This window comes from Shewanella sp. SM87, from assembly GCF_025653705.1.
Taxonomy (GTDB): domain Bacteria; phylum Pseudomonadota; class Gammaproteobacteria; order Enterobacterales; family Shewanellaceae; genus Shewanella; species Shewanella oncorhynchi.
Genome location: NZ_JAKKSC010000036.1, coordinates 14,872 through 39,538, shown reverse-complemented (window position 1 = coordinate 39,538; position 24,667 = coordinate 14,872). Strand labels below are relative to the sequence as shown.

Genomic DNA, 24,667 nt, shown 5'->3' with positions numbered 1-24,667 from the left:
GCATGAATAAGTTCAAGCCATTCCTCTATGGTTTCATGATCAATTTTAGGCCCTTGCTTATGGGTAAAGGCAAAGTGCATCATGTCGTCAAAATGCCGGCCAGCCATGTCTTGATCAACAAAACCAAACATTTTCGCAAAGGTATGGTTATAAAAGATAAAATGATTGTGCTTGTCCAAAACAGCGAGGCCATTCTCGCTTAGCCGTAAAGCTTCGGTTAAAAAGGGGTAAACAGACTCAAGAGATTCTTTTTCCATCGATTATTCCTAGCAATGACGCTTTTAGAGAAGATCTCCGACATGTTTAGATTAGCAGCGTTCTACACTAATCACAGCGTCTTTGTCTTTACCCCCATATTACCGCAACGGGATTGACTCTACCGCGATGTAAATCCCACTCATTCGGCAAATAAGCTTTAAAAACCAGATCCAATGCTTTGATAATTTACGATTTTACGGCCAATTTACTGAGAAATATTTCAGCACTAAAAGGTTTCTGCATGAAATGTACCTCAGGGAATAATGCTAACTCAGGAATATCATCGCTATCATTAGCTGAAAGCAAAAAGAAGCGACAGTGATGCTCAAGCAGGGTATCACTGGCAAGGTTTTGTAATGTTTGTTGCATCTGTTTGATAAGTTGCAAGCCATTCATATCTTGTAAACGGTAATCCACAATAACAATATGTGGCAATGAGTGAATCAACATCTTAAGTGCTTGCGCGGCGTTATCAACACTGAAGGTTTGAAAATGATAGTGCTCTAGCATGGCTTTGCAAATCTCAAGGTTAAACAGATTATCATCTATGATTAACACTTTTTGTTGATCATATTGAATCGTTAATCGTTCTTTCACCTCGGTAAATTGGCAGGGAAAATGTAACAGCACTGTGGTGCCTTTGCCCTTTTGACTGCGCAACATAAACTTACCGCCAATTTGCTCAAGCAATCGATTACAAGTATAGAGTCCTAATCCCATGCCCGATGTTGTTGTATATGAGTTAGATGCGTGCATAAAGGGATCAACTAAAGCGCGCTGCGCTTCCTTTGACATTCCCTCGCCAAAATCGCGGATCAGTACCCTAAGCATAGGACTATGGTCTTTATGGTTACATTTAAGGCGTAAGTCCATATAACAATGCACTTCGCTACCCGTACTGTATTTAAAGGCATTATTGATAATGTTCGTCATGAGTTGGAATAACTTAGTCCCATCGAGCTCGATAAACTTCGGCAGAGACTCATTCACGACAACCTGTAAACGTTTACCCGATGTCGCACTAAAAGCACGATAGTAATCCTCAATATTACTCAGATATTCGTGCAAATTGACTAAATGCCGATTCAATTTTAACTGCCCAGCTTCAGCCTTACTGTAATTCAACGTATTTTCGGCAACCGAGTAAAGTAAGTTAGCTGACCAGGTCATTTTATCGATAATTTCGTCCAGTTTTTGTGGTTGTGAGCGCGCTTTTTTTAACATGCGACTGTAGCCAAGAATGGCATTGATAGGAGTGCGGATCTCATGATTTATGCTGGAAAGTACTGCTAATCTAGATCGATTATCGAGCTTAATCTGCTCTACAATATGCTGATTTTTAGACTTAAAGTACAAAAGAAAAGACAGAGTAATACCAAGAGAAGCAATCAGTAAGATAATCACGATTAGCTCGACAACCTCTTTTTGTGGCACTTGATATTCTATGCGTAAATCTACACGGGTTTGGTATCCAGGAATATCCAAAGTTCGGCTATCTGAGTAGCTAAACATTGAAAATATGCCTGTGGAAAACTCATGGTTACAGGATGAACTTTGCAATAACGATTGTTCAAATTGATAGCTAATACATACACCCTGCTCCTGCTCAATCCGCGCTAATATCCGCTGATGAGAAATGGCATAGACTAAATAAAGCATATTAGGCCCATCGATATTAACAACCGCTAACGTGTAATCGGCAAGGCTAGCCTGAAGTTCCCCTTTACTATTCTTGACTAATTTAAGTGGCTTAAGTTCTGGCGCCATTGTCTGATCAGAGATATAGGCCAGTTCAAGTTCGGGGGTCAGTGTAAAAGCGACAGCAGATTTGATCTTCAGTAAGTCCTTAGCAAAAACCTCAAATTCCTGTGACGTTACCTCACTCGAAGCATAAAAAAACGATTTTAGCGCATCCAACATAATTTCATGTTGTAAGAACATATCCCGTGAAGAAGTAAAAACCGCTTCTGCTTTTTTATTGTAAATGGAGTCAAATTCATAACGTGAGTGGGACAAGGTTAACCACAGTACCAACAGAGTGACCCATAAGCCACTGAACATATTGATACAAGCGCTATATTTAAAGCTCATTAGCGTAATCCATTACGGCCTTTAGCAAGCTGCATAACTGATATTCAAACTGCTCTCGCTCGCAAACATCCATGACAGACAGCATATCTTTAAGCTGCAAGTAGCGCGCAATACCCGTAAATTGATGTTTCAGCCCTTCGATACTGTCATAGGACTCATATTGTTCTAGCTCAAGTCGCATTCGCTGTAATTCAGCAATCAGTGTCAATCGCAGTCGCGATTGCTGTTCTTGGCTGTATTGCTTAAAGAATACAGATAAGGCCTTGGGTAACTCAGTATTAGCATTCATACATTAGGCACTCCTATTATATTGAGCAATCCAATCAATAAGATAACGACCTTCAATCGGGGGGCTGTACAAATAACCTTGGGCAACATCACACCCCAACTCAGAGAGAATTAACTCTATTGCACTTGTCTCAACGCCTTCTGCAACCACCTTTACGTGCATCTTTTGCGCAAGCGCGATGGTGGACTCTACGATGAGATAATGTTGATGATTGATATCCATATCGGAGACAAAACTTTTATCAATTTTGATCTCTTTAAAGGGAATGGCATCAAGACGATCATAGGTAGAATAACTTTTACCGAAATCATCGAGGGAAATATCAATATTATTGATGATCAGCCGTGCAATAGAGTTAAGTACTCTATCTTGGTTAATGATTTCCTGTGATTCGGTGAGCTCTAAAATCAAATGGATTTGTTTATACTCACGACCACATTCGATGATGTACTCAATGAGTTCATCACAGGTCAAATCATCTGCAGTAATGTTAATCGACAGGGCAAACGCCATTAATAACGGTTGGCGCGACCAGCATTGCAATGCTTGGGAAATAACCATCCGCGAAAACAAGCTATTTAGCCCCTGCTGATTCACCAGTGGCAAAAAAACGTCGGGATAAATATAGCCATTGGATTGATCGCAAAGCCGCGAAAGCACTTCAAAACCGATGATCTCCTTTGTTTTAAGGTTAATCTTAGGCTGATAACACAAAATTAATTGTTCATTTTTGAGCAATTGCCGCACATTGATATTCACCGCCATGTCTTGCACGATAGACTCATGTTGATGGGCACGGTTTCTATCGTCGGAGGCGTCTAGCAATGGCGTTAAAATGTCATTCACATTGATAGGTTTAGCAAATACGCCAAGCAAGTTGAGTTTCAACCCCGTGATAATGCTATCCACCAGTTCTAAAGTCCGTTTATCCGAGGAGCTTATCACCGCAATCGGAATGACTGTAAATCGGGGCTCGGAGGCCAACATATTAATCACCGCAATACCGTCACCTTGATCCATTTTTAAATCTAAAATGACTAAATCAAGTTTTGCTTCTACAGCTAAGATCAGTTCAATTCCTTGATTACCATTACTGGCTTCATAGATCTCCACATTGTCCTCTGCTAAGTACTTATGGATATCAGCTTTCATGGTTTCTCTAATAAAGCGTTGATCATCTATGATGAGAATATTCATATATTGGTCTCTAACTGCATAAAGAAAATGGGATCGATCGTCTGGGATTTGGATGTAGGGATAACAGAAAGCTTGAGTAAATTACGATTCGCCATGACTTCTGTGCGACTGGAGAAAAACGAATAGTTTTTGACTGGTTTGAAGCCGCCTTCTATCGTTCTTACTTTAAATATGGGCAACTTAAATTGCGTCAATTTTCGTTTTAGTGACTCATCGCAGATATTAAAACTCAAAAACTTAAGTGAGCGACTCGTGGCCAATTCATTGAGATAAACAGACATCATATAATTTTCAATATAAGGCGTTACGCCAAAGGAGGAGAACACCATTAAGGTATCTGGCAAAGCTTGACTGTTATGGTTAATGACCTCAAATAAGTCCACCTCATCATTCATAAATTCGAGGGCAATTTTGCCTTGAGTGCGACAGAATAGACTGTGTCCAATGATTTGATCCCCAAAGCTAAAAGCCACCACCAATGAGAGTCCACGGAAAAAAGGTTGAGATAACTTACGGCTCACAAAGGATAAACGCGGGTTACTTTCATAAATCAAACTAAGTTGCAGCAGGGTCATAAAATTTTGATGGTGGCTTTCGATAAACTCGACACGATAAGGAGTATTACGGTAGTACGGATGATCGCTGCGTTCTATGGTCGATTCAAAAAGGTTAATTAACGCTAAACCTTCGTTGATGAATTTTTTGTCCTCCCGATAAATATCAAACAGTTCAGAGCCAAATATTTCAACGATTTCAGACTGTTTAGCTAGGGATGGAATGTTAACTCCCCGCTCCCAACGGCTAATAGTGATGGAATCTAACATATCGAACAGGCAGCTTTTTTGCCTGAGCAGACTACATAAATCTTCTTGAGATAAATTATTCTCACTGCGGGTGTGTTTTAAGAAATTGGAGAATGTCTGTGCACTTGTTTTGCTTTGATAGGAGATAGGTGTACAAATCATATCGCGTTCCATCTGAATTTTTTATTTTATCTAGCAGCTCCATATACGTCTTATGGTCGATGTCATCTACTGGCTCTGGATGTCTAAATGTAAAAGTAATCCAAATGCGTTGAAGTTTCTCGATGAAATAAAGTCCAGTGATTTTTTCGTCACTCATCACTCAGTTCCTCCATCTCAGCCTTTTATTCACCACGTTTTTTGCAATAGGAAAACGAGTATAAATGCCATTGTTTATCTGAGACCATCGCACAGTCAAAAAAGCGATGGAAAAAAGTGTCTAGTTATTCGTTCGGTTAAATCATTACATCATAGATAAAACCGCAATCAACAGAACCCCCTATAAAACCGCATAAAATATATGATTCACCAGCAAAGGCCATAAAACGCCAAGTTGATTATTTATTCATTAAATATTCAAAATGTTGGATATAACTTCGGGGTTTTTCTCACTGTTCCGCGCTTTACCTGCATGGTTATTCACATTTGGAATAGGCAAACCGCGGCAGTATCAGCTTAAGATATAAGTAAGATAGTTTTTAATGGCTTATGGCTTAAGCAAGCCAACTGCGAAAATAAGTGGGTAATTGGCCAGTCCTGCGTTTAAAAGAACGCCTATAATCACTGGCGTCGCTGAAGGATAAAGAAGTGGTAATACTGTGGGCATCTTGCGCAGGTGTAGCCAAGTAATACAGTGCTCTGATTAAACGGGTCTCATCGGCAAGTATCAGCGAGTTGGGCAAAGTTTAAATCCATCTCGGCCAAACAACGTTTTAAGGTGGCTGGGCTCATTATCAGTTTTTCAGCTATGTCAGGCAAACTTAAGTTATCCTGCATTAGACACAAACGAATACCAGCCACTAAGCCTAACCGCAGTTCACATATAGTAATGATTGACATATCCCTTGGCGCTGAATGACGGCAGCGGCGTTTGGCAACAGAGAATGCTGGTGGAGCAAGACGGCTAAAACTACTTACCCAATGAGAATTAAACATTTAAATGGTTACCTTGGAGCTGTATCGTCAAACACCTTGACGTTAACTCTGGGCATTTAGCAGACTAAGATGAACAAAGGTATAGAATATAAAGCACAGGTGTTAGAGAAGGCGCAGGTATTGGTCGTAAACATGAGCAACCGGCACCATCTGATTGCAAATTGATGAATTAACTGGTTATGCACATGATATGCAAATCTAAAACTATAATCCCCGAGATTTTTCTCACCTTAATGCAATAAAGTGAATAGTTAATCATAAAAAAGAGGTTAGCTGTATTCAACAGCTAACCTCTTCTCTTTAAATCAGGCGATAAATCAGATGTTCTATCATACAACTAGAGCCATGACTTCAAAACGACTCTTACAAAAGCTAACTCATACCAGAGCTAATTTTTTACGGGTACGAAAATAGCAAGTTGAGTCTAGTCACTGTAAATCACGAATGTAAAACTAACGCCTGTGAAAAACCATACCCACTCAATTCGGCAGACATGGGATTAGCCGCGTTTAGTGCCCCACGGATCGTTGTCATCCGTCGATGGGCTTGGTCCGGAACGCTCAGCCATTCTTGAATCGTTTCTTGGCTCGTTTCGGAGTTCGCTGCGACGCTGTGAGTTGCTATTCGATGAACCATATCCAGAGCCGGTGCCACGTCCACCCGTAGGTTTTTTGCCAGAGCTTTTACCTGAACCACTACCAAAGCTCTTACCTGAGCCATAACCAGAGTTAGGACGTTTATTACCCGCTTCGTACTCGGCGCTGGCTTGTGCCTGCATTTTAGCGATAGATTCTATGGTGAGTTCCATCGGTTTACGCGGCGCGATACCTGAGGCAAAACCTCGTTCGCGTGGCTTAAGATCAAACTGCTCACCGACGGCTTTAGGCATACGTTTGAATCGATACAGGTAAAAGTTTTCCACTTTCTCCCGCGCCCACTCAGTCTTCTTGAGGAAAATAATACAGGCCTCAATGGTCGGGTTGGTGTTAAAACAACCTAGCTTTAATGCCGCGTATAAAATTTTCCAGCCATAAAAATCGACTAACTCAGTGATCATTGTCTCGAGTTTGAGGCCGTGTAATGGGTTGTTCTGTTGCTCTTCAATCATGGGAATTCCAAGTTCAGCCCTATTGGCTGATTTTACTGTATTAGTTTACGGTTTTGAGTTGTTAAACGAGTGACTCAATTCGCTACTAAAATTCGCGATTAGAGAAATTACTCAAGTTATGAAGTTATAAGCCACTGACGTTGCTACAGCAATAGCATAGGGCGTTAAGCCTTATTGCTCGTGATGCTTAGATCTTAAATCCTAAGGACCTAAAGCCTCCAAACTGAGCCATTAAATATTAGCCGTAAAATCTGCTGCTCGACAAAACTGCGGGAATAATAACGGTAAATAAGCTAAACGCCTTCTTTTATTTGCGCTAGCGAGGTTTGGCATCGGCTTTAGGGCAAAGAAAATACACCGCAGCTGACAGTTTTAATCTGCATATCCACGATATCACGCTAACAGGTATGAACTCAGCATCAAGCTCAAACCCGTTTCAAAATTTTACCTATGATCCGCTGATGCCTTGGGTCAACCTCAAAATAAACGCAACTGAAACGGCTCGATTTATAGCTGCGCATCACATCCTTGCTCGCATCTTTAGCCCTTAGTCTGTATACTCCGCGACCTTATTATCCCAACTTTAATGTTTTGGCTTAGAGTGGGTGAAGCGCATGTTTCATTTTGAGGCTTGTTTGTCACAATCCCCGTTAGCAAATACCTAGGAAAGCTCCTTTGATCTCTACCGCGAACATCACGATGCAGTTTGGCCCTGAGCCATTGTTTGAAAACATTTCAGCGAAATTTGGCAATGGTCACCGCTATGGTTTGATCGGCGCGAATGGCTGTGGCAAATCGACCTTTATGAAGATCCTCAGCGGAGCGTTAGCGCCAACCTCTGGCAATGTGTCCATCACGCCCGGCTTAAAAGTCGGTACCCTAAGCCAAGATCAGTTCGCGTTTGAACAATACAGTGTGATCGATGCGGTGATCATGGGTGATGTTGCCCTGTGGAAAGTCAAACAAGAACGCGATGCAATCTACGCCAATCCAAATATGACCGAAGAAGATGGCATGCGCGTTGGCGATCTTGAAAGTGAATTTGCCGAAATGGATGGCTACAGCGCCGAAAGCCGCGCCGGTGAAATTCTGCTCGAAGCGGGTATTGAAGAATCTTTCCATTACGGACTAATGCAACAAGTCGCACCGGGTTGGAAACTGCGGGTATTGTTGGCACAAGCACTATTTGCCAACCCAGATATTTTGCTGCTCGACGAACCAACCAACAACTTGGACATACATACCATTAGCTGGTTAGAAGCCGAGTTGAACAAACGCAAATGCACCATGATCATTATTTCCCATGATAGGCATTTCTTGAATGCCGTCTGTACCCACATGGCCGATATCGATTACGGCGAACTGCGCATTTACCCTGGTAACTACGAATACTTCCTCGCACAATCGTCTTTGATCCGTGAACAATTATTATCGGGCAACGCCAAGAAGAGTGCTGAAATCGAAGAACTGCAAGACTTCGTTAACCGCTTCGGTGCCAACGCATCTAAGGCAAAACAAGCCAGCTCGCGCGCGAAAAAAATGGACAAGATCAAGCTTGATGAAGTGAAATCATCAAGCCGTATTCACCCTTCTATTCGTTTCGATGCTGGCAAGAAAATGCATCGCCAAGCACTGATCCTCGAAGATTTGACCCACGGGTTTGATGGTGAACTGCTATTCGAAGGCGGCGACTTAATCCTCGAAGCCGGTGCAAAATTAGCGATTATCGGCGAAAACGGCGTGGGTAAAACCACTTTCCTGCGCTGCTTAGTCAATGATTTAGAACATAATAAAGGCGTGATCAAGTGGTCAGAAAACGCATCAATCGGCTACTGTCCACAAGACAGCAGTGACGAATTTGATAATGACTACACGTTAATGGATTGGATGTCACAGTGGCGCCAACCTAAGCACAACGATCTTATGGTACGCGCCATGTTAGGCCGTCTGCTGTTCACCGAAGATGACGCGAACAAGAAAGCCCGTAACTGTTCAGGCGGTGAGAAAAACCGCTTGTTATTCGGTAAGTTAATGATGCAAGACATCAATGTGCTGATCATGGACGAACCGACTAACCACATGGACATGGAAGCCATCGAAGCACTCAATAATGCGTTGAAAGACTTTGAAGGCACTTTGATATTCGTCAGTCATGACCGTGAGTTTGTATCGTCACTCGCAACACGTATCATTGATATTAAAGATAAAAAAGTGATTAACTTCCAAGGCACTTTCGATGAGTACCTTTCAAGCCAAGCAGAAATGGAAGCGAGAAAAAGCGCGTAATGTTGTGCTTTGATAAACCTTAATCGGCTATGTCAGCTTGATTAAAAGAGTCGTCATTGGAGTACCTACTGACGACTTTTTATCGATATCTAAAGAGCGATATGATTGGTAAAACATGAAGTATTGCTGCTTTGGGCCTTGGATACACAGCTGTCTATTCGTTATCTAGAGTGCTATAATTCATGCACTTAATTGAGGTTGATCCTATGAAAACTAAATCAAAAAACACACAAGTGACTCAAAATCGACTCTATCGCGCTGTGGCCAGTTCAACCGCTATTGAGACGGGTAAAACTACGGCTGAAGTTGAAGCAAAATTGAAGGCCAAAAAAAGCCGTTTCAGTCATTTGACCTTAGCCTAAACTTCATTCGTTTTTAGCGCTGAGCACATCGTTTACCAAACGAGCCATATGTTGATAATCCCCACCCAACCCTGCTTGAATTGACTTAAAATAAAAATCTCTATTTTGTTCCCAAATCCCATAATCAAGTGGGAGATAACCCGCCTTTACTGCCATCACATCGAGTATCAAACGTGACAAACGTCCATTTCCCTCTCTAAATGGGTGAATTAGGATAAATTCCACATGACTTTCAGCCAAGTAACTCACAACTTCGTCTCTAGAAAACGAATTTAACCATTGAACTTGCTTAAATATTCCTTTTCAAACTGAGTGAGACACTTAAGTATTTGAGCCGCTGCCGTAAATTCGAAACCACCTTTTCCCATATTGACTGTACGCCGTTCATCAGCCCAGTAATAAACATTACCGAGCCATTTTCGATGCCACTCAAAGAGCATACCAACCGATAGATGCTCGCTTTCAATAACACCAGATTGAAACACGTACTCATAAAGCTTTAGTAACAACTGAGTCTCTACCTCTGACATATCCTCTTCATCGGTTATCGCGAGTTTGTTACGAAGTATATGGCCGCCGGAACCGGGTTCGAATTCATCCTCGGTAGTGCCAATATGATATTTCGACATGATAATAGACCCGCTAACTGTAATAACTAATAGAAAAGCAAATATCCGAGTCACAGACAACTTAACACAACTACTCGATGAGATTGACCACACAAGTCTTTGAAATAGGTATGTAGAAACTATGGGCTATAAATTAGCTTATTAATTTTTTTAACCAATACCTCACGATTTTTAGCCAGTTTAAAAATTGTCGGCAAATGTCGAATGACTATCGGCTCTGACTCGAATACCGCATTGCGATCTTTGGCCTGAATATAATCACGGATCTGAAGCATCATCTGTTTATTAAATGCCCAAAGTGAATGACCTTTAAACTCAAGGGAATAAAATGCGTCATTGGGCCATTCAAGTCGATGTTTCTGTTTTGCCATACACTGATAACAACAAATAAGACCAAGATCTGTACCATCTGTAAAAGCACTGTTCGCCCTATGTTCCCAAGTCGAAGTACCTTGGTATTTTTCTGGCAATTTTTCCCGCCAAGAAGCATCCAATAGCGGAGGGAAAAACAGCACACCAGTCCATTTATGAGCAAATCTTTGATTAAACTGCTTGATCTCAAACTGCCTACTCTCAAATAAATGCGCATCTTTTTTCTCTAAACGAAAAACATGGGCAAAGGTAAAAGTGGCGCAGCCAGCACAATGGGGGCAAGTAACCTCAACTCCGTTTGGCAGGCTAAAAAACTCATAAAATCCTGTCATTGATACGACATTCCAAATGATTTAGAGACTAATTTGGAGCTCATCAATTTTCCAACCACCTTCATTTATCATACTAATTCTTTGTTTTTCATTCGCCTCCGATGCATTACCACAGAGATCTTTTTGTGCATATTCAAGGACGGCCGTATCCCCTTCTATCACCTGCGACACTAAGGTGAGTGCTTTGCACTTGGCAGCCGCTTTTGAAAATGAAAGATAAGATGCGATCACTTCATCGCGGGACAGCTTCATCTGCTGCATATACTGTGGGAACTTAGACTCAACATCCGCTTGCTTACGTTGGGTATAGTAAGCTTTGTCCTCTTGATAACTCATCCCCTGCTGTACCTTAGCATTGTACTCGTCATAGACTTCGCTCGACGATTTAGGCGTTGTACAACCTATCAGCACAAGCACAGATATGGGCAGTAAGAAAATCGATTTCATCATCGAACCTCCAAAACTAGACATGTATTATCAATATATTCCATGGTGCATTCATCTGCTTGTTGTCACTGAACGAGTGCGCCATATATGTCCACCAAATACTCCTTATTTTCTTTGAAATCAATTACCTTATCAGGAAGTAAACCTTTAATATCAACAGGTAACAAAATCAATGAAGATAAAATGTAATGCCACCAAGATAACATGTAAATAGTTCATCGATTACTTTAGCTTGGCAGCGTTGCTCATTCAATTGCAGCACAGTTGCTTTAAGGTCACTCGACCTTGACGAGTGCTAAAAATAAGTGCCATAAAACTGTGAGCATGCTCTAAATTGCTGTACTTGATAAGTCATTATCTATCACGTTAAAAGGCACAAAGGTCTTTTTATCGAGCCAGAGAGGCGAGCGATTTTCTCCTGCAAGCTGATAAGCCCACGTCGTAATGGCTTCAGAGCGATCACTCTCACAGACGAAATATCGATTGAGTTCAGAGTGTAACGTTTGGCCATGCTGGATAATATTTTGCTCATACCAGTTATCTTTATGGTGCTGAGCGGCAAGATGATCGCGTTTTTGATTATTACAACTGCTATGTGCGAGGACAAAATTATGGCCTAAATCATTAGGATATCGTGCCCAAGGGATAAAATGATCCACTTCGCCTGTTTCTTTTAATGATTTTTGGCAATAGAAGCATTGGCCTTTTTGTATATCAAGCAGTACAGGTCTAGCATAGGTGATCGTCTGTCTGTCGCTACCAAACAGAAACTCACTTAAATTGCCTTTACTGCCTATAATGACCTGATTTGCTGGAAAATCGGCGATTTTTTGTACCCATTGAGTACGAGCCAATGACACCACTAAATCGTGAAATCGCCTGAAGCAAAATGCGATCCCCGGATTCAACTCGATGTAATTTTTCGTTTTATCATGGGGATAAAGGAAACATTCTTCATTACGTGACAAGTTTTGTAAGCGCCATAAGGGGCCATCTTTAAACGTACCGCGCGTTTTACGCAATAAAGCTGGATAACTAAGATGCGCTTTTAACTGGGATAGACTGTTAACACCTTGATGGCGTAGTTCAATCAAACTGTTGATCAAGGCTGATTGCTTTCCACTATTTTGGATCAGGACAAAATACCCATCATTGGCACCAAAAGGCAAAGAGTGTTGCCAGTAAAGTTCAATAAACTTCTCTACCAAATCATCAATACTGATCGCGGTTTTCAGCGCAGGATCGGCATTGAGTATTAATGGCCGTTCGATACAGATATCGGCGATCGCATGTAGTAAGGCAAATTTGTAAGTTGCAACGAAATCCCCTTCAACCAACAGACGTTGTAAATAGCTAATAAATTCAACTTGTCTTCTCGCATCAATCGGCATTCAGTCGCTCCTGAATAATAACGCTTGCTTCAGGTGCATTTACGTTTGGCATCAGTTTGGGTGTAAAAACTAGCGTCTGCCAATGCACTTGTGAGCGACTGAGTTTATCGGTTTCATCTTGGCTCAAATCTAAAAGTTGTAGCTGACAATCTGCAGCCAGTGTGAGCAGCTCATCGACACTGACTGGGTGCATAACGCGCGCATCGGGGCTTGGGCCATGGCGCAAACTGATGACTAAAAGTCCAGTCGAATTGAGTAAGCGTGAGAGTGTTACTAGTGCAAGTGGGCGCTCTGAGGAAGATAAATGCATCCACACAGCGCTGAGTAAAATCAGATCAAACTGTTGCACTAGGCCAACCACTTTTTGCAACTGAGGTAAACCATCCTCAATCCAACGCACGGGTAGATCCCGAGTTAACACCTGCCCCATTTTCGCTAAAACAACCGCAGGTTCGACTGCAATAATTTGTGTCTTTTTGCCCTGTGCTTTTTCGGCTAAATAATACACATCCCGGCCAGAACCAGCTCCCACATCCAATATCGACAATATATTTTGGGTGAGTAGAGGCAAAAGATGATGCAGCCAACTCGAATGCACTTCTTCAAAGGTTTTAGACAAATACTGTGCCGCGAGTATTTCGGCGTGGTCATTATAAAACACTGTGCTCACTGACAACGATCCTTTTGCAACAAGTGATTGTTTTTACAGACGCTAACTTATCACAATCGTATTTGATAAAAAATACATGTCATCATTATCATGCTGTTTTGCATAAAATATTTAGCATTATGTTGTTCGCGATCACTGTGCTGATTTCGGCTATTCGACCCAATATTCTTATCAATACTTATGCAATCTCAGCATTTTCCCGTCGTTTTTTTCGCAGTGGTTTACACTCTATGAGTGAGTGTAAAGATAAGTGCAATTGATTGAATCTGTTACATGCTTCTCCAGAGTAGTTTCCATTTCAGTGTTGGAGTAAACGGGTTTTAACGTCTTGGCGTAGCGTCTACATAGAGATTAAGACCTAGGGCTCAATTATTTAGGATATCTATTGCCTATGAGTTTTGAAGATTCGTTAGAGCAACTTAAACGACAGTTTTTACATGCACTGCCGGATAAAAAGAAACAAATCATTACCTTGTGGATTTCATTGCGTAAAAATTGGGACGCTCACATGCTGTCTGCCGTGTACCGAGAGGTGCATAACTTAAAAGGGTCGAGCGAGACCTTTGGGTTGTCAGATACCAAACACATAGTCGATAAACTGGAGTTGCTGCTTAAGGGGCTGATCAATGCGCCAGCCCCCGAACTGCCTACTATCAAAGGCTTAGATACCCTCTTCCACCAGTTGTTACAAAACAATATGCGTGGCCAACCGTCGGCGCCGGTAGTAGAGGCGCAAATGCAGCAAAGCCCCTATAAACCGTCAAAGGCGCGCCATGAGCACCATATTGCCATCATAGAAGACGATGGTAATGTCGGTGCGATGATCACAAAGCAGCTGCGAGAGTTCGGTTTTAGTGTGCAGCATTTTTTGAATTTCACGAGCTTTTTGGTGGTGCAAAATGAAACGCCCTTCGATCTGATTCTATTGGATTTAATTCTGCCCGATTGGACTGAAGAGGCCTTGTTCGAAGCCGCCACTGAGTTTGAGAAGAACAATACCCGAGTGTTTGTTTTATCCTCGCGGGGGGATTTTGACATGCGGCTATTGGCCATTCGTGCCAACGTCAGCGAATATTTTGTTAAACCTGCGGAAACCACTTTATTGGTGCGCAAAATCCATCAATCTCTCAAAATGTCAGAGAAACAGCCCTTGAAGGTGTTACTGGTGGATGATCAACAATCTATGGTGGATTACTTTTCAAGTCTGTTACGCAGTCACGGTTTGATGGTAAAAGGGTTATCGAGTGCCGAGCAAGTCTTGCCTGCCCTTGAGCAATTTGAGCCTGATTTGTTTATCTTCGATTTGTACATGCCCGAAGTGAACGGGCTTGAGCTGGCAAAGATGATACGCCAACTGGATAAATACACCTCGAGCCCAATTCTCGTGTTGAGTTCTGATGATACGATGCAGAATAAGGTCAGCATCATACAAGCGGGATCAGATGACTTAATTTCAAAGCAAACCGCACCGAGTTTATTCGTCGCGCAGGTGATTTCCCGTGCGCAACGGGGTCATGATATTCGCAGTTCGGCTAGTCGCGACAGCTTAACTGGGCTGTTAAATCATACCCAAATTCTGGTGGCTGCGAGACGCTGTTTTAACGTAGCTAAACGGATTAACTCTCAAGTTTGTATCGCTATGTTCGATTTAGATCACTTCAAAAAGGTCAACGATACTTATGGTCATTCCGGTGGTGATAAGGTGTTGTTGGCATTTGCCCATCTGCTACAACAATCCTTACGTCAAACTGACTTTACCGGCCGCTACGGTGGTGAAGAATTTATGTTAGTGCTGCCAGATATGCAAAAACCACTGGCGATTGCCAAGTTGAATGCGATCCGTGAAAGCTTTAGCCATATCGTATTTGTTGAAGATGGCGTCGAATTTAAGGTCACGCTCAGCGGCGGTTTAGCCTTTTCGGATCAATGTGAGGAATTTCAAGATTGTCTGTTACTAGCAGATAAAAACCTTTACGAAGCTAAACGTTTAGGCAGAAATCAGCTCGTGGTTTCTCCGACTGACTAATACTAAACAGAATGAGCCACTGCAGCGCACAAATCAGTTCGGCGTAATGCTCTTCCTGCGAAACTCACGCTCTATTCGTTACTTTTTAATCCCACTCAGCGTTGGCGGTCACAGTGAGCTTAAATGGTTAATGAGCTTGCTCGGCATCTGCGATAACTCCACCACATAATCTACTGCACGGCACTTTATTGCTTCTCGTGGCATGCCAAATACCACACAACTTTGTTCATCTTGGGCAAATGTAGTGACGCCTTTTTGGTGAAGTGCCACCATGCCTTCTGCGCCATCTTTTCCCATGCCAGTTAAAATCATCGCGCTGATATTGGGCGCGGCACATTGGGCCAAGGCCGTAAACATCACATCGACCGAAGGTCTGTGGCCACTGACCTTTTCATCTTGGGTTAATTTGACTTTATAACTGCCACCCACTTTGATGATCTCAAGGTGATGATCCCCTGGTGCAACATAGGCATAACTGGGTAAGAGTCGTTCCCCATGCTCGGCTTCTTTGACAGTGATCCGTGACTGTCGGTTTAAACGTTCCGCAAAAGTGCGGGTAAATCCCGCTGGCATATGTTGGGTGATCACTATCGGCGGCATAGCCGCGGGTAAATGTTGTAATACATAAAGAATGGCTTCAGTACCGCCAGTAGATGCGCCTATCGCGACTAAATGCTGTGTCAGGGTTGTATTGGCCAATACTGGCCGCTTACTTGAAACTGGGCGTACTGGCTCAACAAATTTCTGCGGCTTGATGATTTTGGCTTTCGCGGCAGATTTGATCTTATCTAAAATCAAATCCTGATAATCATGGATACCTTGGGGCGAGTCTAATTTCGGTTTAGGGATAAAATCCACCGCGCCTAAGGCCAAGGCATTAAAGGTCGCATCCGCGCCCTGCTCGGTTAACGATGAAATCATCACTACTGCAGTGGGTCTGGCTTTCATCAAGCGGTCTAAAAACGTTAAACCATCTACTTTGGGCATTTCAATGTCTAAGGTAATCACATCGGGGCGAAATTGATTCACCAGATCCTTGGCCTCGTAGGCATCAGCAGCAAGCCCAACCAGAGACAGTTGAGAGTCTGCCTCAATCATTTTACCGAGCAAGCTGCGCATTAGCGCAGAATCGTCAACAACTAACACTTTGATCGTCATAACTTAATCACCAAATAGTTCAACGTCACCGCCCGAAGGTAAATTACGAACCCGTAAACGGTACTCACTTTCCCTGTCAAGAATTGTGCTGTTATGCATGGATTTAATTTTGCGGACTTTCACTTTGCCCGAATGGGGGAAAAAATACACTTTGCGCGGATACACATCGAGTAAATCGGCAGCAACGATAGGGATATTTTCAAGATTGAGGTATTCAATCACAAACTCAGCATTACGCTCACCAATGTTGTGCACAGTAAAACTGCGTAACATATTGCCGCCCCCAAACACCTTAGCTTCGAGTGAATTACGCTGTGCGCCAAGCTTGAGCAAGTCGTTGATTAACAACTCCATTGCATACACGCCGTAACGGGCTGAATCGGCGAGCCCCCCAGTACAATTGCTATTGTCACTTGGCAATAAAAAGTGATTCATTCCGCCAATTTTGAGCTTAGGGTCATACAAGCACACTGAGACGCAGGAGCCTAACACTGTCACTATCATGGTATCTTCACGGGTGGCAAAATACTCGCCGGGTAATATTTTTACCGCATCGCAACCAAAATGATGATCGTGATAGCGATTCGGCTCTGCAATAGCATATTCGATATTAGGTTTTAGCACTCATGAGCCCCTTCACTGGCCGATAGGTTGTTTGACCAACGGCAGTGATGATTTGCGGGAACATATTAAAATTTTCCGAATGTCCCGCAATATAAAGCCCATCCTCGCTAAGGGAGTTCATCATGTGTTTTAATATGACTTCCTGCGTTTCTTTATCGAAATAAATCATTACATTACGGCAAAAAATCACATCGATTGGCGTTTTTAGCGGCCAAAAAGAGTCGAGCAAATTAATGCGGGTAAACTTGAGCATCTGCTTTAATTCGGGAACCACGCGCACATTGCCCAACTGTGAACCGCGTCCGCGGTGAAAAAACCGTTTCTTGCGGATATCGCTAACAGTATCGATCCTGTCTAAGGGATAAATGCCCATTTCAGCCTTTTAACACCTCAAAGTGATGCGGCTCCCGAAAAAATGCTGTTTGATTAGTGGTTAACGCATTGATAAATTCTTGGTGTTCGTTTTCATGGCTTAGCAGATACTCAAAATAAGCCGAAAAACCGGCTAATTTCAATGTTCTGATCCGCCGCACTAAACGGCTATACACCATAGCATCCTTGCTATCGGCGAGTTTGATCCCCGCTAAGCGGTACAGCGTCGTCCTCGCGGTATTAAAGTGCACCGAGGTATAGGCAAACTCTCGTTCCAATGGTTTGTTTTCACTCAATTAAAATTCTTCCCATTCATCTTGATCTTGCTTAATGGGCTTCATCGCATTGGTTTTAGGTTTCTCTGTCACTCTGGCTCTTGCCATAGGTTGAAGCTGCTGTTTGATGGGTTTCATCGCCTTCGCTTTGGGCGCCGCTAATCTCGCGTTGCTGCGTCTTGGGGCTTCATCTTCATCGTCTACGCGAAAGCTGGCAACACTATCCGACAGTTGTTGTGCTTGGGATTGCATGCTTTCCGCTGCAGCGGCCGCTTCTTCAACCAAGGCGGCGTTTTGCTGCGTCATTTCATCCATTTGCACTACGGCTTTACTGATCTCATCGATACCTATGGCCTGCTCATTAGAGGCTGAAGCTATCTCCGCCATGATGTCGTTCACCCGTTTAATGGCGATGACGATTTCCTTCATGGTATCGCCGGACTTACCGACAAGGCTGTTGCCACTCTCGATTTTAGACACAGAATCTGAAATCAATGCCTTGATGTCTTTAGCGGCATTGGCCGAACGTTGGGCTAAGCTGCGCACTTCTGATGCGACCACAGCAAAGCCGCGGCCTTGCTCACCCGCCCGCGCGGCTTCTACCGCGGCATTAAGCGCTAAGATATTGGTTTGGAATGCAATACCATCGATAACACCAATGATGTCGGCAATCTTACGCGCCGATTCATTAATCGATGCCATGGTCTGTACCACTTGTTGGATAAGCTCACCACCGTCCACCGCGACTTCCGAAGCTTTGGAGGCTAAGGCATTGGCTTGACTGGCGTTATCCGCATTGAGTTTCACTGTACCTGTGAGCTCCTCCATGCTGGCCGAGGTTTGCTCTAGGCTCGAAGCTTGCTCTTCGGTGCGGCTGGATAAATCGGCGTTGCCTTGGGCTATTTCTGCCGAGGCGGTATTGATGGTATCTGCCGCTCGCTGGATATCTTGGATCATGAAGGATAGCTTTTCAGCCGTTTGATTTGAGTAATTTTTCAAATCATTAAAGGTGCCTTCATAGTCGTTATAAATGCGGGTGGTGAGATCGCCATCCGCGAGCGCCATTAGCACGCGCGCCACATCTTGTAGCCCACGGTCCGAGGTTTCAATTAACGAATTTAAGTTGTTCGCCAGCATCAGGAAGAAGCCCTGTTTGCCTTCGGTGTCCGCCCTTTGGGAGAAATCACCCGCAGCTGCGGCTGTGACAATGCGGGAAATCTCTTGCTCAGTTTGCACTTCAATGGTGCGGTCGAGCCATTCAACCACAGTCCCTAAACGCTCGCCTTCTTTAGACACTATGGGGCTAGCGGTTAAGCGAAAATGGCAACTCGCGACCTTAATAAGCGATTCATATTTACGGTCTAATTTATCGAGTAAACTTGCTTGGTGAGCAGGATTGCGGTGGAAGATATCCATCGAGCTGCCGAGGATTTTATCTACGGAAAAATGAGGTAAGGCTTGTCGTATCTCACTTTCAGAATGGCGCAACATAGTTTCGACCGAACGATTCATATAAATGATCGTACGGTTAGCATCGGCGATCATGACGTTGGTACTGGTATTATTGAGCGCTTCGAGGATGCGCTGGGTTGCTCGCTCGGCTTCGATACTTTCGGTGCGATCTATCCACTCAACACCTGTGCCTAAATGTTTATTTTCAGCGGTGATAATCGGCGTCAGAATCAACCTAAAGGTACGTTTGCCTATGGTGATTTGCGCAGTATGAGATTGGGTTAGACGTTCTAATAAATTGCGCTGATGTGCAGGATTTTTATGAAAAATGTCGATATTACTACCAATCAGTTTGGCAACAGAGAACTGAGGTAACTCTTTACGAATATCGTCCTCTGCCTCTTGCAGCAAACGGACAACGGCTTTATTCGCATAAATAATATTGCGCTGACTGTCAGCGATCATAAAGCTGTTGCCACTGTTATCAAGTAGCTGAAAATAGCGCTGACGCTCTTCATCCCTTTGCTCACGCGCCTCATCATTGCCAAAAAATTTGAAGATACTCATTATTATTACTCCTGATCAGTCAGACTATTTGCATCAATTAGACCCAGCTCATCACTGCTGATCAGAGCCTGAATATTTACTAAAATGATCATCTTATCCTCGACTGTGGCTAAGCCTTTGAGGTAGCGGCTATCGAACGCCACCCCAAATTCTGGGGCAGGTAAAATTTCCTCCGCCGACAGCTTAATCACATCGGAGACGGCATCGACCACTATGCCGACAATACGTTCAAACACATTGAGCATAATAACGATAGTGAACTCGTTATAAGTGGCTGTTCCAACAGCAAATTTCATCCGCAAATCCACTATGGGCACTATGTCACCGCGCAAATTAATCACGCCTTTTATAAAGCTGGGGGCGTTGGCGATTTTAGTGACCGACTCATAACCGCGAATTTCTTTGACGGACATAATGTCGAGGGCATAGTGCTCTTCGCCTAACATAAAGCTTAAAAACTCCACCTCATCATGGGCGTTGTATTCCACTTTGGCGGTCATAGTTGATCGACTCTCCATGGCTATTTCCTTAATTTTTAATGTGCAGAGCGAGCGATTCGACATCGAGGATCAACGCGACGCTGCCATCGCCCATGATGGTGGCGCCGGAAACACCGGGGATCCTGCGATAATGTTTTTCAAGACTTTTAATCACCACTTGCTGCTGGCCAACTAAGGCATCAACGCACAGGCCAAAGCGCTTGTGGTTGCTTTCGAGCAATACGACTATGCCCTCTTCTGGGCAGCGGGCATTGGGCTCGATTTCCATCAGCTGATAAAGATTGAGCAGAGGTAAGTACTCTTCACGTACTTTTAAGAGTCTTTCTTTGGCGAGAAATTTAAGTTGTTCCGTTTGCGGCTGAATAGATTCTATGATGTGCACTAAGGGCAGAATGTAGATCTGATTTCCCACAGAAACCGTCATACCATCGACAATGGCGAGCGTGAGTGGCAACTGGATTTCAAAGGTTGAGCCTTGGCCCTCAGTGGATTCAATATCAATGCGTCCACCTAAGGCTTCAATATTACGGCGCACCACATCCATACCGACACCGCGTCCTGACACATCTGTGACTTCCTCCGCAGTTGAAAATCCTGCGGCAAAAATCAATTGCCAGACTTGCTTGTCGCTACTGTTATCAGCCACTTGCAAACCATTTTCCCGCGCCTTTTGAATAATGCGTTCACGATTTAAGCCTGCGCCGTTATCGTGCACAGCGATAACGATATTGCCGCCCCTTTGACTGGCTTTAAGGGATAACACACCCACTTCTGATTTACCCGCTGCGAGCCGTTTTTCAGGTTTTTCGATACCGTGATCTAAACTATTGCGCACTAAGTGGGTCAGCGGATCGACGAGCTTTTCAATCATGCCCTTGTCAATTTCTGTGTTGCCACCTTCAATCACGAGATTGACGTTTTTACCCAGTTGCTCAGAAAGGTCCCTCACTAAACGGTTGAAACGGTTAAACACAAAGGATACGGGCAGCATACGCACCGACATCACTGCCTCTTGCATCTCACGGGTATTACGTTCCAATTCATTGAGTGCGGTCTTGAGTCGCTCACCTAAATCGCCCGTCATCTCGTTACCAATGAGAGTCAACATGGACTGAGTGATCACCAGCTCGCCCGCGAGATTAACCAAAGTATCTATCTTAGAGGTTTCGACCCTTAAGGTGGCATCCTGAGCCGACGCGGCTGATTTTTTAGTCGCTGTTTTCACTTCTGCGGTATTGGGCTTTGGGGCAACAGATGAGTTTGATGTTGCGTTTGAACTCAGTATTGCAGGCGAGCTTGCTTTCACAGAAGGACTCGTAGGCACGGTTGAATCAGGTGCGGTAGGCTCAGTCGCTTTGGCTTTAAATAGGGTGTTTTTGGATTGGCTACTTCCAGTTTCCTGGGCTTGATGTGCTCGAGTGGTCGCTGGCTTATAAACCTTCTGCACTAGCGGTTTCGAACTTAATAACTCGATTTCATTGGCGAAGGATTCTGGCGTTAATGCTTCAAAAAAACCAAAGCCTAACTCATCATCGTCAATTGTCACATCACACAGATCAGCATTACGCTCTTTATTATTTATCGCACTGTCAGCGCTGATGTCTTCCGCTTGATAAGCCTCATCAAAAAATCCAAAGTCTTCACCTTCGATGGCAATATCACGTGCCATTTCACCTTCAAAAAAACCAAAACCCGGATCTTCTGCCTCCACTGGTGCGGTCAGTGTTGTATTTATGATTGGAGTGCTAGCGGCGTCTGTACCATTACGTATCGCAACTGATGAACTAAAAGGCTCACCATTTAACGCTGCAACCAACTGACTTTTACTGTATTCAACCTCCTGCCAATCAATCTGCTCTTCTTCGCGGTACAAGCTCAAGATATGGGATAACGTGTCCACAGTACTCAGCAGTAAATCGATAATGGATGACGTTAATTGGAAGTTACCCTTACGCGTTTTATCCAGCAGGTTTTCCATCACATGGGTGACACTGGTTAATGCGGTAAAACCAAAAATACCACTGCCGCCTTTTATAGAATGTGCAGCACGGAAAATGGTGTTCAGTTCTTCAGGATCGGGAGAAGCAAGGTCCAATGCCAATAGCAATTGTTCCATATTTTCAAGATGTTCATGACTTTCTTCAAAAAAGACCTGATGGAACTCGGCCATATTGATGGACATAGCGCACCCCGTTGCAGTTAACCCAGCACTTTAGCCGTAATAGCCAACAACTTTTGAGGATCAAAGGGTTTTACCATCCATCCCGTCGCACCCGCGGCTTTCCCTTGGGCTTTCATGTCATCGCCCGCTTCCGTGGTGAGCATAATGATCGGCGTACGCATAAATGCCGACATAGCACGTAAGGATTTAATTAAGGTCAGCCCATCCATTCGAGGCATGTTTTGGTCAGTCAGGATAAAATCAAATCTTTGCCCATTACAGATATCGAGTGCTTCTCGACCATCTTTGGCCAGTACCACTTGATAATTAGCTGATTTAAGGGTCGCTTCGACCATTTGTCGAATCGCTGCGGAATCATCAACAATTAATATTCTTTTACTCATGCGCTATTCCATTATGACTTTAGTTATATTCCCTGGCGGTACTAATTCGTATGTCTTAGATAATGTTTTCACCAGCGATAGACCGCGCCCAGACAACTGAGGAATGTCCGCCATCAAATTTTCATCACCCTCAAAGCCTTTGCCACTGTCAGCCACGCTAATATGTAATTCATCCTGCGATGAACGCCAGATGATGCTCACTTTTACCCAATCATTTTCCGTGAGCCTATCTGCAAAACTGTCCCTAATACTATGGTACAGTTCGAAGCCTTCTGGATCATTTTTTAGTCGAGAATCTAATTTTAGTACACCATGATCAATAGCGTTGCTAAATAACTCTGCGACAACAGTAAAAACCCGTTGACAGAAATTAGTCGCAAATCCCAATATGCTGAGAAACTGATTCAATGAACTTAAATAATCAGCGCTGAGTAACATAGGCCCTGCAATACTGACATCCCAGCAGAACTCACCATCCATAATGGCTTTAATACGACTAACATCACGATCTTGATGCCAAGTGTTTAATCGTTCAAAATCTAAGGTACAAATTGTGATGTCATCGGCAATATTTTCAGCAGAACAGTACTCATGCATATTATTCTCTAAATATTTGACTAGACCACCGGACAAATGAATAAATAGATCTTTTAATTTATCAATGCCAAATGGATTGCCGTCATGGGTATATTGCTCTATTAAACCATCACTAAAAAGACAAGCATGCCCATGGGATGGTAAATCAACCGTAACAATATCCGCTATAAAAGTATGCGGAGGTAAAATACCAAGGGCCATATTTGTCGATTTAAATTTATCAATGGATTGATTACTGACTGAACGAGAATGGTCAGTTTCTTTAATATTGTGGTTTGTTAAACAGTCAATTCCCCCCGTTTGAATATACACGGGGGGCATACCACCATTCCAAATGTGTAATTTATTACGATTAAAATCGGCTTCTAAAATAATACAGGCAACAAATCTGTCTTCAGGGTTTTCTCGGTGGAGCTTAGCATTCAGTTCATAAATAAAAGTAACTAAAGAAAATCCCTTTGAAACCATGGCCCTAAATGTACTGGCAACACGCATGATAGGCATGGCTGCACTCAGGCCATGACCCGTTGAATCGGCGAGAATTAAGAAGAAATTGCCATTAGGCGCTATGCCATTGAGGATAATATCACCGCTAAAATTGGCACTGGCTTGGCAGTAAGTATGTACAAAATCAAAGTCAGTATTATCAATATTGACTAAGTGCTCAAATAAATGCCGGGCCATGTGTTCTTCTCGGGCCTTTTCATAAAGCATTTTCTCAAGTTCAATTCTTTGATGCTCTACTTTATGCTGAAGTTGCACCCGGGTAAGTAAACATTCAACCTTGTACCAAAATATTTCAACATTTATCGGTTTAACAACAAAATCCAAAACCCCCATTCTAAAACAGGCTAACACGGATTGATTTTCTTTTGTCTCGCTCATGACGATAACAGGTGTTTCTTTTTTATCCTTATTCAACTTATCCAGTAACGCCAGTGCGGTACCATCCTTTAACCAATAGTTAATCAGAATTAAATCAACCGTATTTTGCGTTATTTCAAATAAACCTTCTTCTAGATTACTACAAACAATAACGTTGTAACCTTTGCTATGAATAAAGTCACTGATCCTTTGACTCGCAATAGCGTCATCATCGATAACTAAAATAAAATGTTCCGGCTGAGTAAGCGATACCATA

General features: G+C 43.1%; 23 protein-coding genes and 1 pseudogene. 3 read left to right on the top strand and 21 right to left on the bottom strand.

The window, feature by feature from the left end:
* From L5M11_RS20650 to L5M11_RS20620, 7 genes are all read right to left on the bottom strand, one after another.
* Window positions 1-257 (bottom strand): PAS-domain containing protein (locus tag L5M11_RS20650; RefSeq protein ID WP_263193115.1); only part of this gene is annotated, 257 nt, incomplete at its 3' end.
* Window positions 258-444: 187 nt separating this feature from the next.
* On the bottom strand, window positions 445-2,349 hold the full coding sequence (locus L5M11_RS20645; RefSeq protein WP_263193114.1) for an ATP-binding protein: 1,905 nt from the start codon (window positions 2,347-2,349) through the stop codon (window positions 445-447).
* On the bottom strand, window positions 2,339-2,638 hold the full coding sequence (locus L5M11_RS20640; protein ID WP_263186833.1) for a hypothetical protein: 300 nt from the start codon (window positions 2,636-2,638) through the stop codon (window positions 2,339-2,341). Before L5M11_RS20640 ends, L5M11_RS20645 begins: the two co-directional genes overlap by 11 nt.
* 3 nt (window positions 2,639-2,641) lie before the next feature.
* The gene (locus tag L5M11_RS20635) at window positions 2,642-3,835 is read right to left on the bottom strand and encodes an EAL domain-containing response regulator (protein ID WP_263186834.1); all 1,194 of its coding nucleotides are present in this window, start codon (window positions 3,833-3,835) and stop codon (window positions 2,642-2,644) included.
* Complete coding sequence (locus L5M11_RS20630) at window positions 3,832-4,800, bottom strand: helix-turn-helix transcriptional regulator (protein ID WP_263138924.1); 969 nt, start codon at window positions 4,798-4,800, stop codon at window positions 3,832-3,834. The genes L5M11_RS20635 and L5M11_RS20630 overlap by 4 nt, the downstream gene beginning before the upstream one ends.
* Window positions 4,801-5,511: 711 nt before the next feature.
* Entirely contained in the window at window positions 5,512-5,793 is a 282-nt protein-coding gene (locus tag L5M11_RS20625; RefSeq protein ID WP_263181404.1) for a hypothetical protein, read from the bottom strand.
* Between the two features lie 499 nt (window positions 5,794-6,292).
* Complete coding sequence (locus L5M11_RS20620) at window positions 6,293-6,901, bottom strand: VF530 family DNA-binding protein (protein ID WP_263161235.1); 609 nt, start codon at window positions 6,899-6,901, stop codon at window positions 6,293-6,295.
* A gap of 675 nt (window positions 6,902-7,576) precedes the next feature.
* Here L5M11_RS20620 and L5M11_RS20615 point away from each other — a divergent pair.
* Together L5M11_RS20615 and L5M11_RS20610 are read left to right on the top strand one after the other, a co-directional pair.
* Entirely contained in the window at window positions 7,577-9,187 is a 1,611-nt protein-coding gene (locus L5M11_RS20615; RefSeq protein ID WP_113940421.1) for an ABC-F family ATPase, read from the top strand.
* Between the two features lie 206 nt (window positions 9,188-9,393).
* Window positions 9,394-9,549: a hypothetical protein gene (locus L5M11_RS20610; RefSeq protein WP_173913200.1), complete on the top strand. Its 156-nt coding sequence runs from the start codon at window positions 9,394-9,396 to the stop codon at window positions 9,547-9,549.
* Between the two features lie 3 nt (window positions 9,550-9,552).
* On the opposite strand, the gene L5M11_RS20605 is transcribed toward L5M11_RS20610, so the two are convergent.
* The 6 genes from L5M11_RS20605 to L5M11_RS20580 form a co-directional block, all read right to left on the bottom strand.
* On the bottom strand, window positions 9,553-9,789 hold the full coding sequence (locus L5M11_RS20605) for a Fic family protein (protein WP_263186835.1): 237 nt from the start codon (window positions 9,787-9,789) through the stop codon (window positions 9,553-9,555).
* A gap of 32 nt (window positions 9,790-9,821) precedes the next feature.
* Window positions 9,822-10,178: a hypothetical protein gene (locus L5M11_RS20600; protein ID WP_263186836.1), complete on the bottom strand. Its 357-nt coding sequence runs from the start codon at window positions 10,176-10,178 to the stop codon at window positions 9,822-9,824.
* 119 nt (window positions 10,179-10,297) lie between these two features.
* The gene (locus L5M11_RS20595; RefSeq protein ID WP_263193113.1) at window positions 10,298-10,882 is read right to left on the bottom strand and encodes a hypothetical protein; all 585 of its coding nucleotides are present in this window, start codon (window positions 10,880-10,882) and stop codon (window positions 10,298-10,300) included.
* 21 nt (window positions 10,883-10,903) lie between these two features.
* Window positions 10,904-11,332 carry a hypothetical protein gene (locus L5M11_RS20590; RefSeq protein ID WP_263193112.1) on the bottom strand — a complete coding sequence of 143 codons (429 nt, stop codon included), beginning with the start codon at window positions 11,330-11,332 and terminating at the stop codon, window positions 10,904-10,906.
* A gap of 326 nt (window positions 11,333-11,658) precedes the next feature.
* A complete protein-coding gene (locus tag L5M11_RS20585) occupies window positions 11,659-12,720 on the bottom strand; it encodes an HNH endonuclease (protein ID WP_263193111.1) in 1,062 nt (353 codons plus the stop codon).
* The gene (locus L5M11_RS20580) at window positions 12,710-13,390 is read right to left on the bottom strand and encodes a class I SAM-dependent methyltransferase (protein WP_263193110.1); all 681 of its coding nucleotides are present in this window, start codon (window positions 13,388-13,390) and stop codon (window positions 12,710-12,712) included. Before L5M11_RS20580 ends, L5M11_RS20585 begins: the two co-directional genes overlap by 11 nt.
* 391 nt (window positions 13,391-13,781) lie before the next feature.
* Here L5M11_RS20580 and L5M11_RS20575 point away from each other — a divergent pair, with 391 nt between their 5' ends.
* The gene (locus tag L5M11_RS20575; protein ID WP_263193109.1) at window positions 13,782-15,416 is read left to right on the top strand and encodes a diguanylate cyclase; all 1,635 of its coding nucleotides are present in this window, start codon (window positions 13,782-13,784) and stop codon (window positions 15,414-15,416) included.
* A gap of 108 nt (window positions 15,417-15,524) precedes the next feature.
* Here the strand turns inward: L5M11_RS20575 and L5M11_RS20570 are convergent, their stop codons facing one another.
* The 8 genes and pseudogenes from L5M11_RS20570 to L5M11_RS20535 form a co-directional block, all read right to left on the bottom strand.
* Window positions 15,525-16,574 carry a chemotaxis response regulator protein-glutamate methylesterase gene (locus tag L5M11_RS20570; RefSeq protein ID WP_131524733.1) on the bottom strand — a complete coding sequence of 350 codons (1,050 nt, stop codon included), beginning with the start codon at window positions 16,572-16,574 and terminating at the stop codon, window positions 15,525-15,527.
* Between the two features lie 3 nt (window positions 16,575-16,577).
* The gene (gene cheD / locus L5M11_RS20565; protein ID WP_263193106.1) at window positions 16,578-17,198 is read right to left on the bottom strand and encodes a chemoreceptor glutamine deamidase CheD; all 621 of its coding nucleotides are present in this window, start codon (window positions 17,196-17,198) and stop codon (window positions 16,578-16,580) included.
* Window positions 17,185-17,866: pseudogene (locus L5M11_RS20560) on the bottom strand (CheR family methyltransferase). Before L5M11_RS20560 ends, cheD begins: the two are co-directional and overlap by 14 nt.
* Window positions 17,867-19,864, bottom strand: a complete 1,998-nt coding sequence (locus L5M11_RS20555) for a methyl-accepting chemotaxis protein (protein WP_131524732.1) — start codon at window positions 19,862-19,864, stop codon at window positions 17,867-17,869.
* A gap of 5 nt (window positions 19,865-19,869) precedes the next feature.
* Window positions 19,870-20,382, bottom strand: a complete 513-nt coding sequence (locus tag L5M11_RS20550) for a chemotaxis protein CheW (protein ID WP_049821692.1) — start codon at window positions 20,380-20,382, stop codon at window positions 19,870-19,872.
* Between the two features lie 10 nt (window positions 20,383-20,392).
* Window positions 20,393-22,546: a chemotaxis protein CheA gene (locus tag L5M11_RS20545; RefSeq protein WP_263193105.1), complete on the bottom strand. Its 2,154-nt coding sequence runs from the start codon at window positions 22,544-22,546 to the stop codon at window positions 20,393-20,395.
* A 17-nt stretch (window positions 22,547-22,563) separates the two neighbouring features.
* Entirely contained in the window at window positions 22,564-22,929 is a 366-nt protein-coding gene (locus tag L5M11_RS20540; protein ID WP_028759902.1) for a response regulator, read from the bottom strand.
* Between the two features lie 3 nt (window positions 22,930-22,932).
* Window positions 22,933-24,666 carry a SpoIIE family protein phosphatase gene (locus tag L5M11_RS20535; protein ID WP_263193103.1) on the bottom strand — a complete coding sequence of 578 codons (1,734 nt, stop codon included), beginning with the start codon at window positions 24,664-24,666 and terminating at the stop codon, window positions 22,933-22,935.
* Between the last annotated feature and the right edge of the window lies 1 nt (window position 24,667).

Coding starts and splice junctions, on each gene's coding strand:
- L5M11_RS20625 (WP_263181404.1), bottom strand. CDS start 5,793: ATGTTTAATTCTCATTGGGTAAGTAGTTTTAGCCGTCTTGCTCCACCA.
- L5M11_RS20585 (WP_263193111.1), bottom strand. CDS start 12,720: ATGCCGATTGATGCGAGAAGACAAGTTGAATTTATTAGCTATTTACAA.
- L5M11_RS20575 (WP_263193109.1), top strand. CDS start 13,782: ATGAGTTTTGAAGATTCGTTAGAGCAACTTAAACGACAGTTTTTACAT.
- L5M11_RS20610 (WP_173913200.1), top strand. CDS start 9,394: ATGAAAACTAAATCAAAAAACACACAAGTGACTCAAAATCGACTCTAT.
- L5M11_RS20555 (WP_131524732.1), bottom strand. CDS start 19,864: ATGAGTATCTTCAAATTTTTTGGCAATGATGAGGCGCGTGAGCAAAGG.
- L5M11_RS20635 (WP_263186834.1), bottom strand. CDS start 3,835: ATGAATATTCTCATCATAGATGATCAACGCTTTATTAGAGAAACCATG.
- L5M11_RS20595 (WP_263193113.1), bottom strand. CDS start 10,882: ATGACAGGATTTTATGAGTTTTTTAGCCTGCCAAACGGAGTTGAGGTT.
- L5M11_RS20645 (WP_263193114.1), bottom strand. CDS start 2,349: ATGAGCTTTAAATATAGCGCTTGTATCAATATGTTCAGTGGCTTATGG.
- L5M11_RS20600 (WP_263186836.1), bottom strand. CDS start 10,178: ATGTCGAAATATCATATTGGCACTACCGAGGATGAATTCGAACCCGGT.
- L5M11_RS20535 (WP_263193103.1), bottom strand. CDS start 24,666: ATGGTATCGCTTACTCAGCCGGAACATTTTATTTTAGTTATCGATGAT.
- L5M11_RS20550 (WP_049821692.1), bottom strand. CDS start 20,382: ATGGAGAGTCGATCAACTATGACCGCCAAAGTGGAATACAACGCCCAT.
- L5M11_RS20640 (WP_263186833.1), bottom strand. CDS start 2,638: ATGAATGCTAATACTGAGTTACCCAAGGCCTTATCTGTATTCTTTAAG.
- L5M11_RS20545 (WP_263193105.1), bottom strand. CDS start 22,546: ATGTCCATCAATATGGCCGAGTTCCATCAGGTCTTTTTTGAAGAAAGT.
- L5M11_RS20620 (WP_263161235.1), bottom strand. CDS start 6,901: ATGATTGAAGAGCAACAGAACAACCCATTACACGGCCTCAAACTCGAG.
- L5M11_RS20590 (WP_263193112.1), bottom strand. CDS start 11,332: ATGATGAAATCGATTTTCTTACTGCCCATATCTGTGCTTGTGCTGATA.
- L5M11_RS20570 (WP_131524733.1), bottom strand. CDS start 16,574: ATGACGATCAAAGTGTTAGTTGTTGACGATTCTGCGCTAATGCGCAGC.
- L5M11_RS20540 (WP_028759902.1), bottom strand. CDS start 22,929: ATGAGTAAAAGAATATTAATTGTTGATGATTCCGCAGCGATTCGACAA.
- L5M11_RS20630 (WP_263138924.1), bottom strand. CDS start 4,800: ATGATTTGTACACCTATCTCCTATCAAAGCAAAACAAGTGCACAGACA.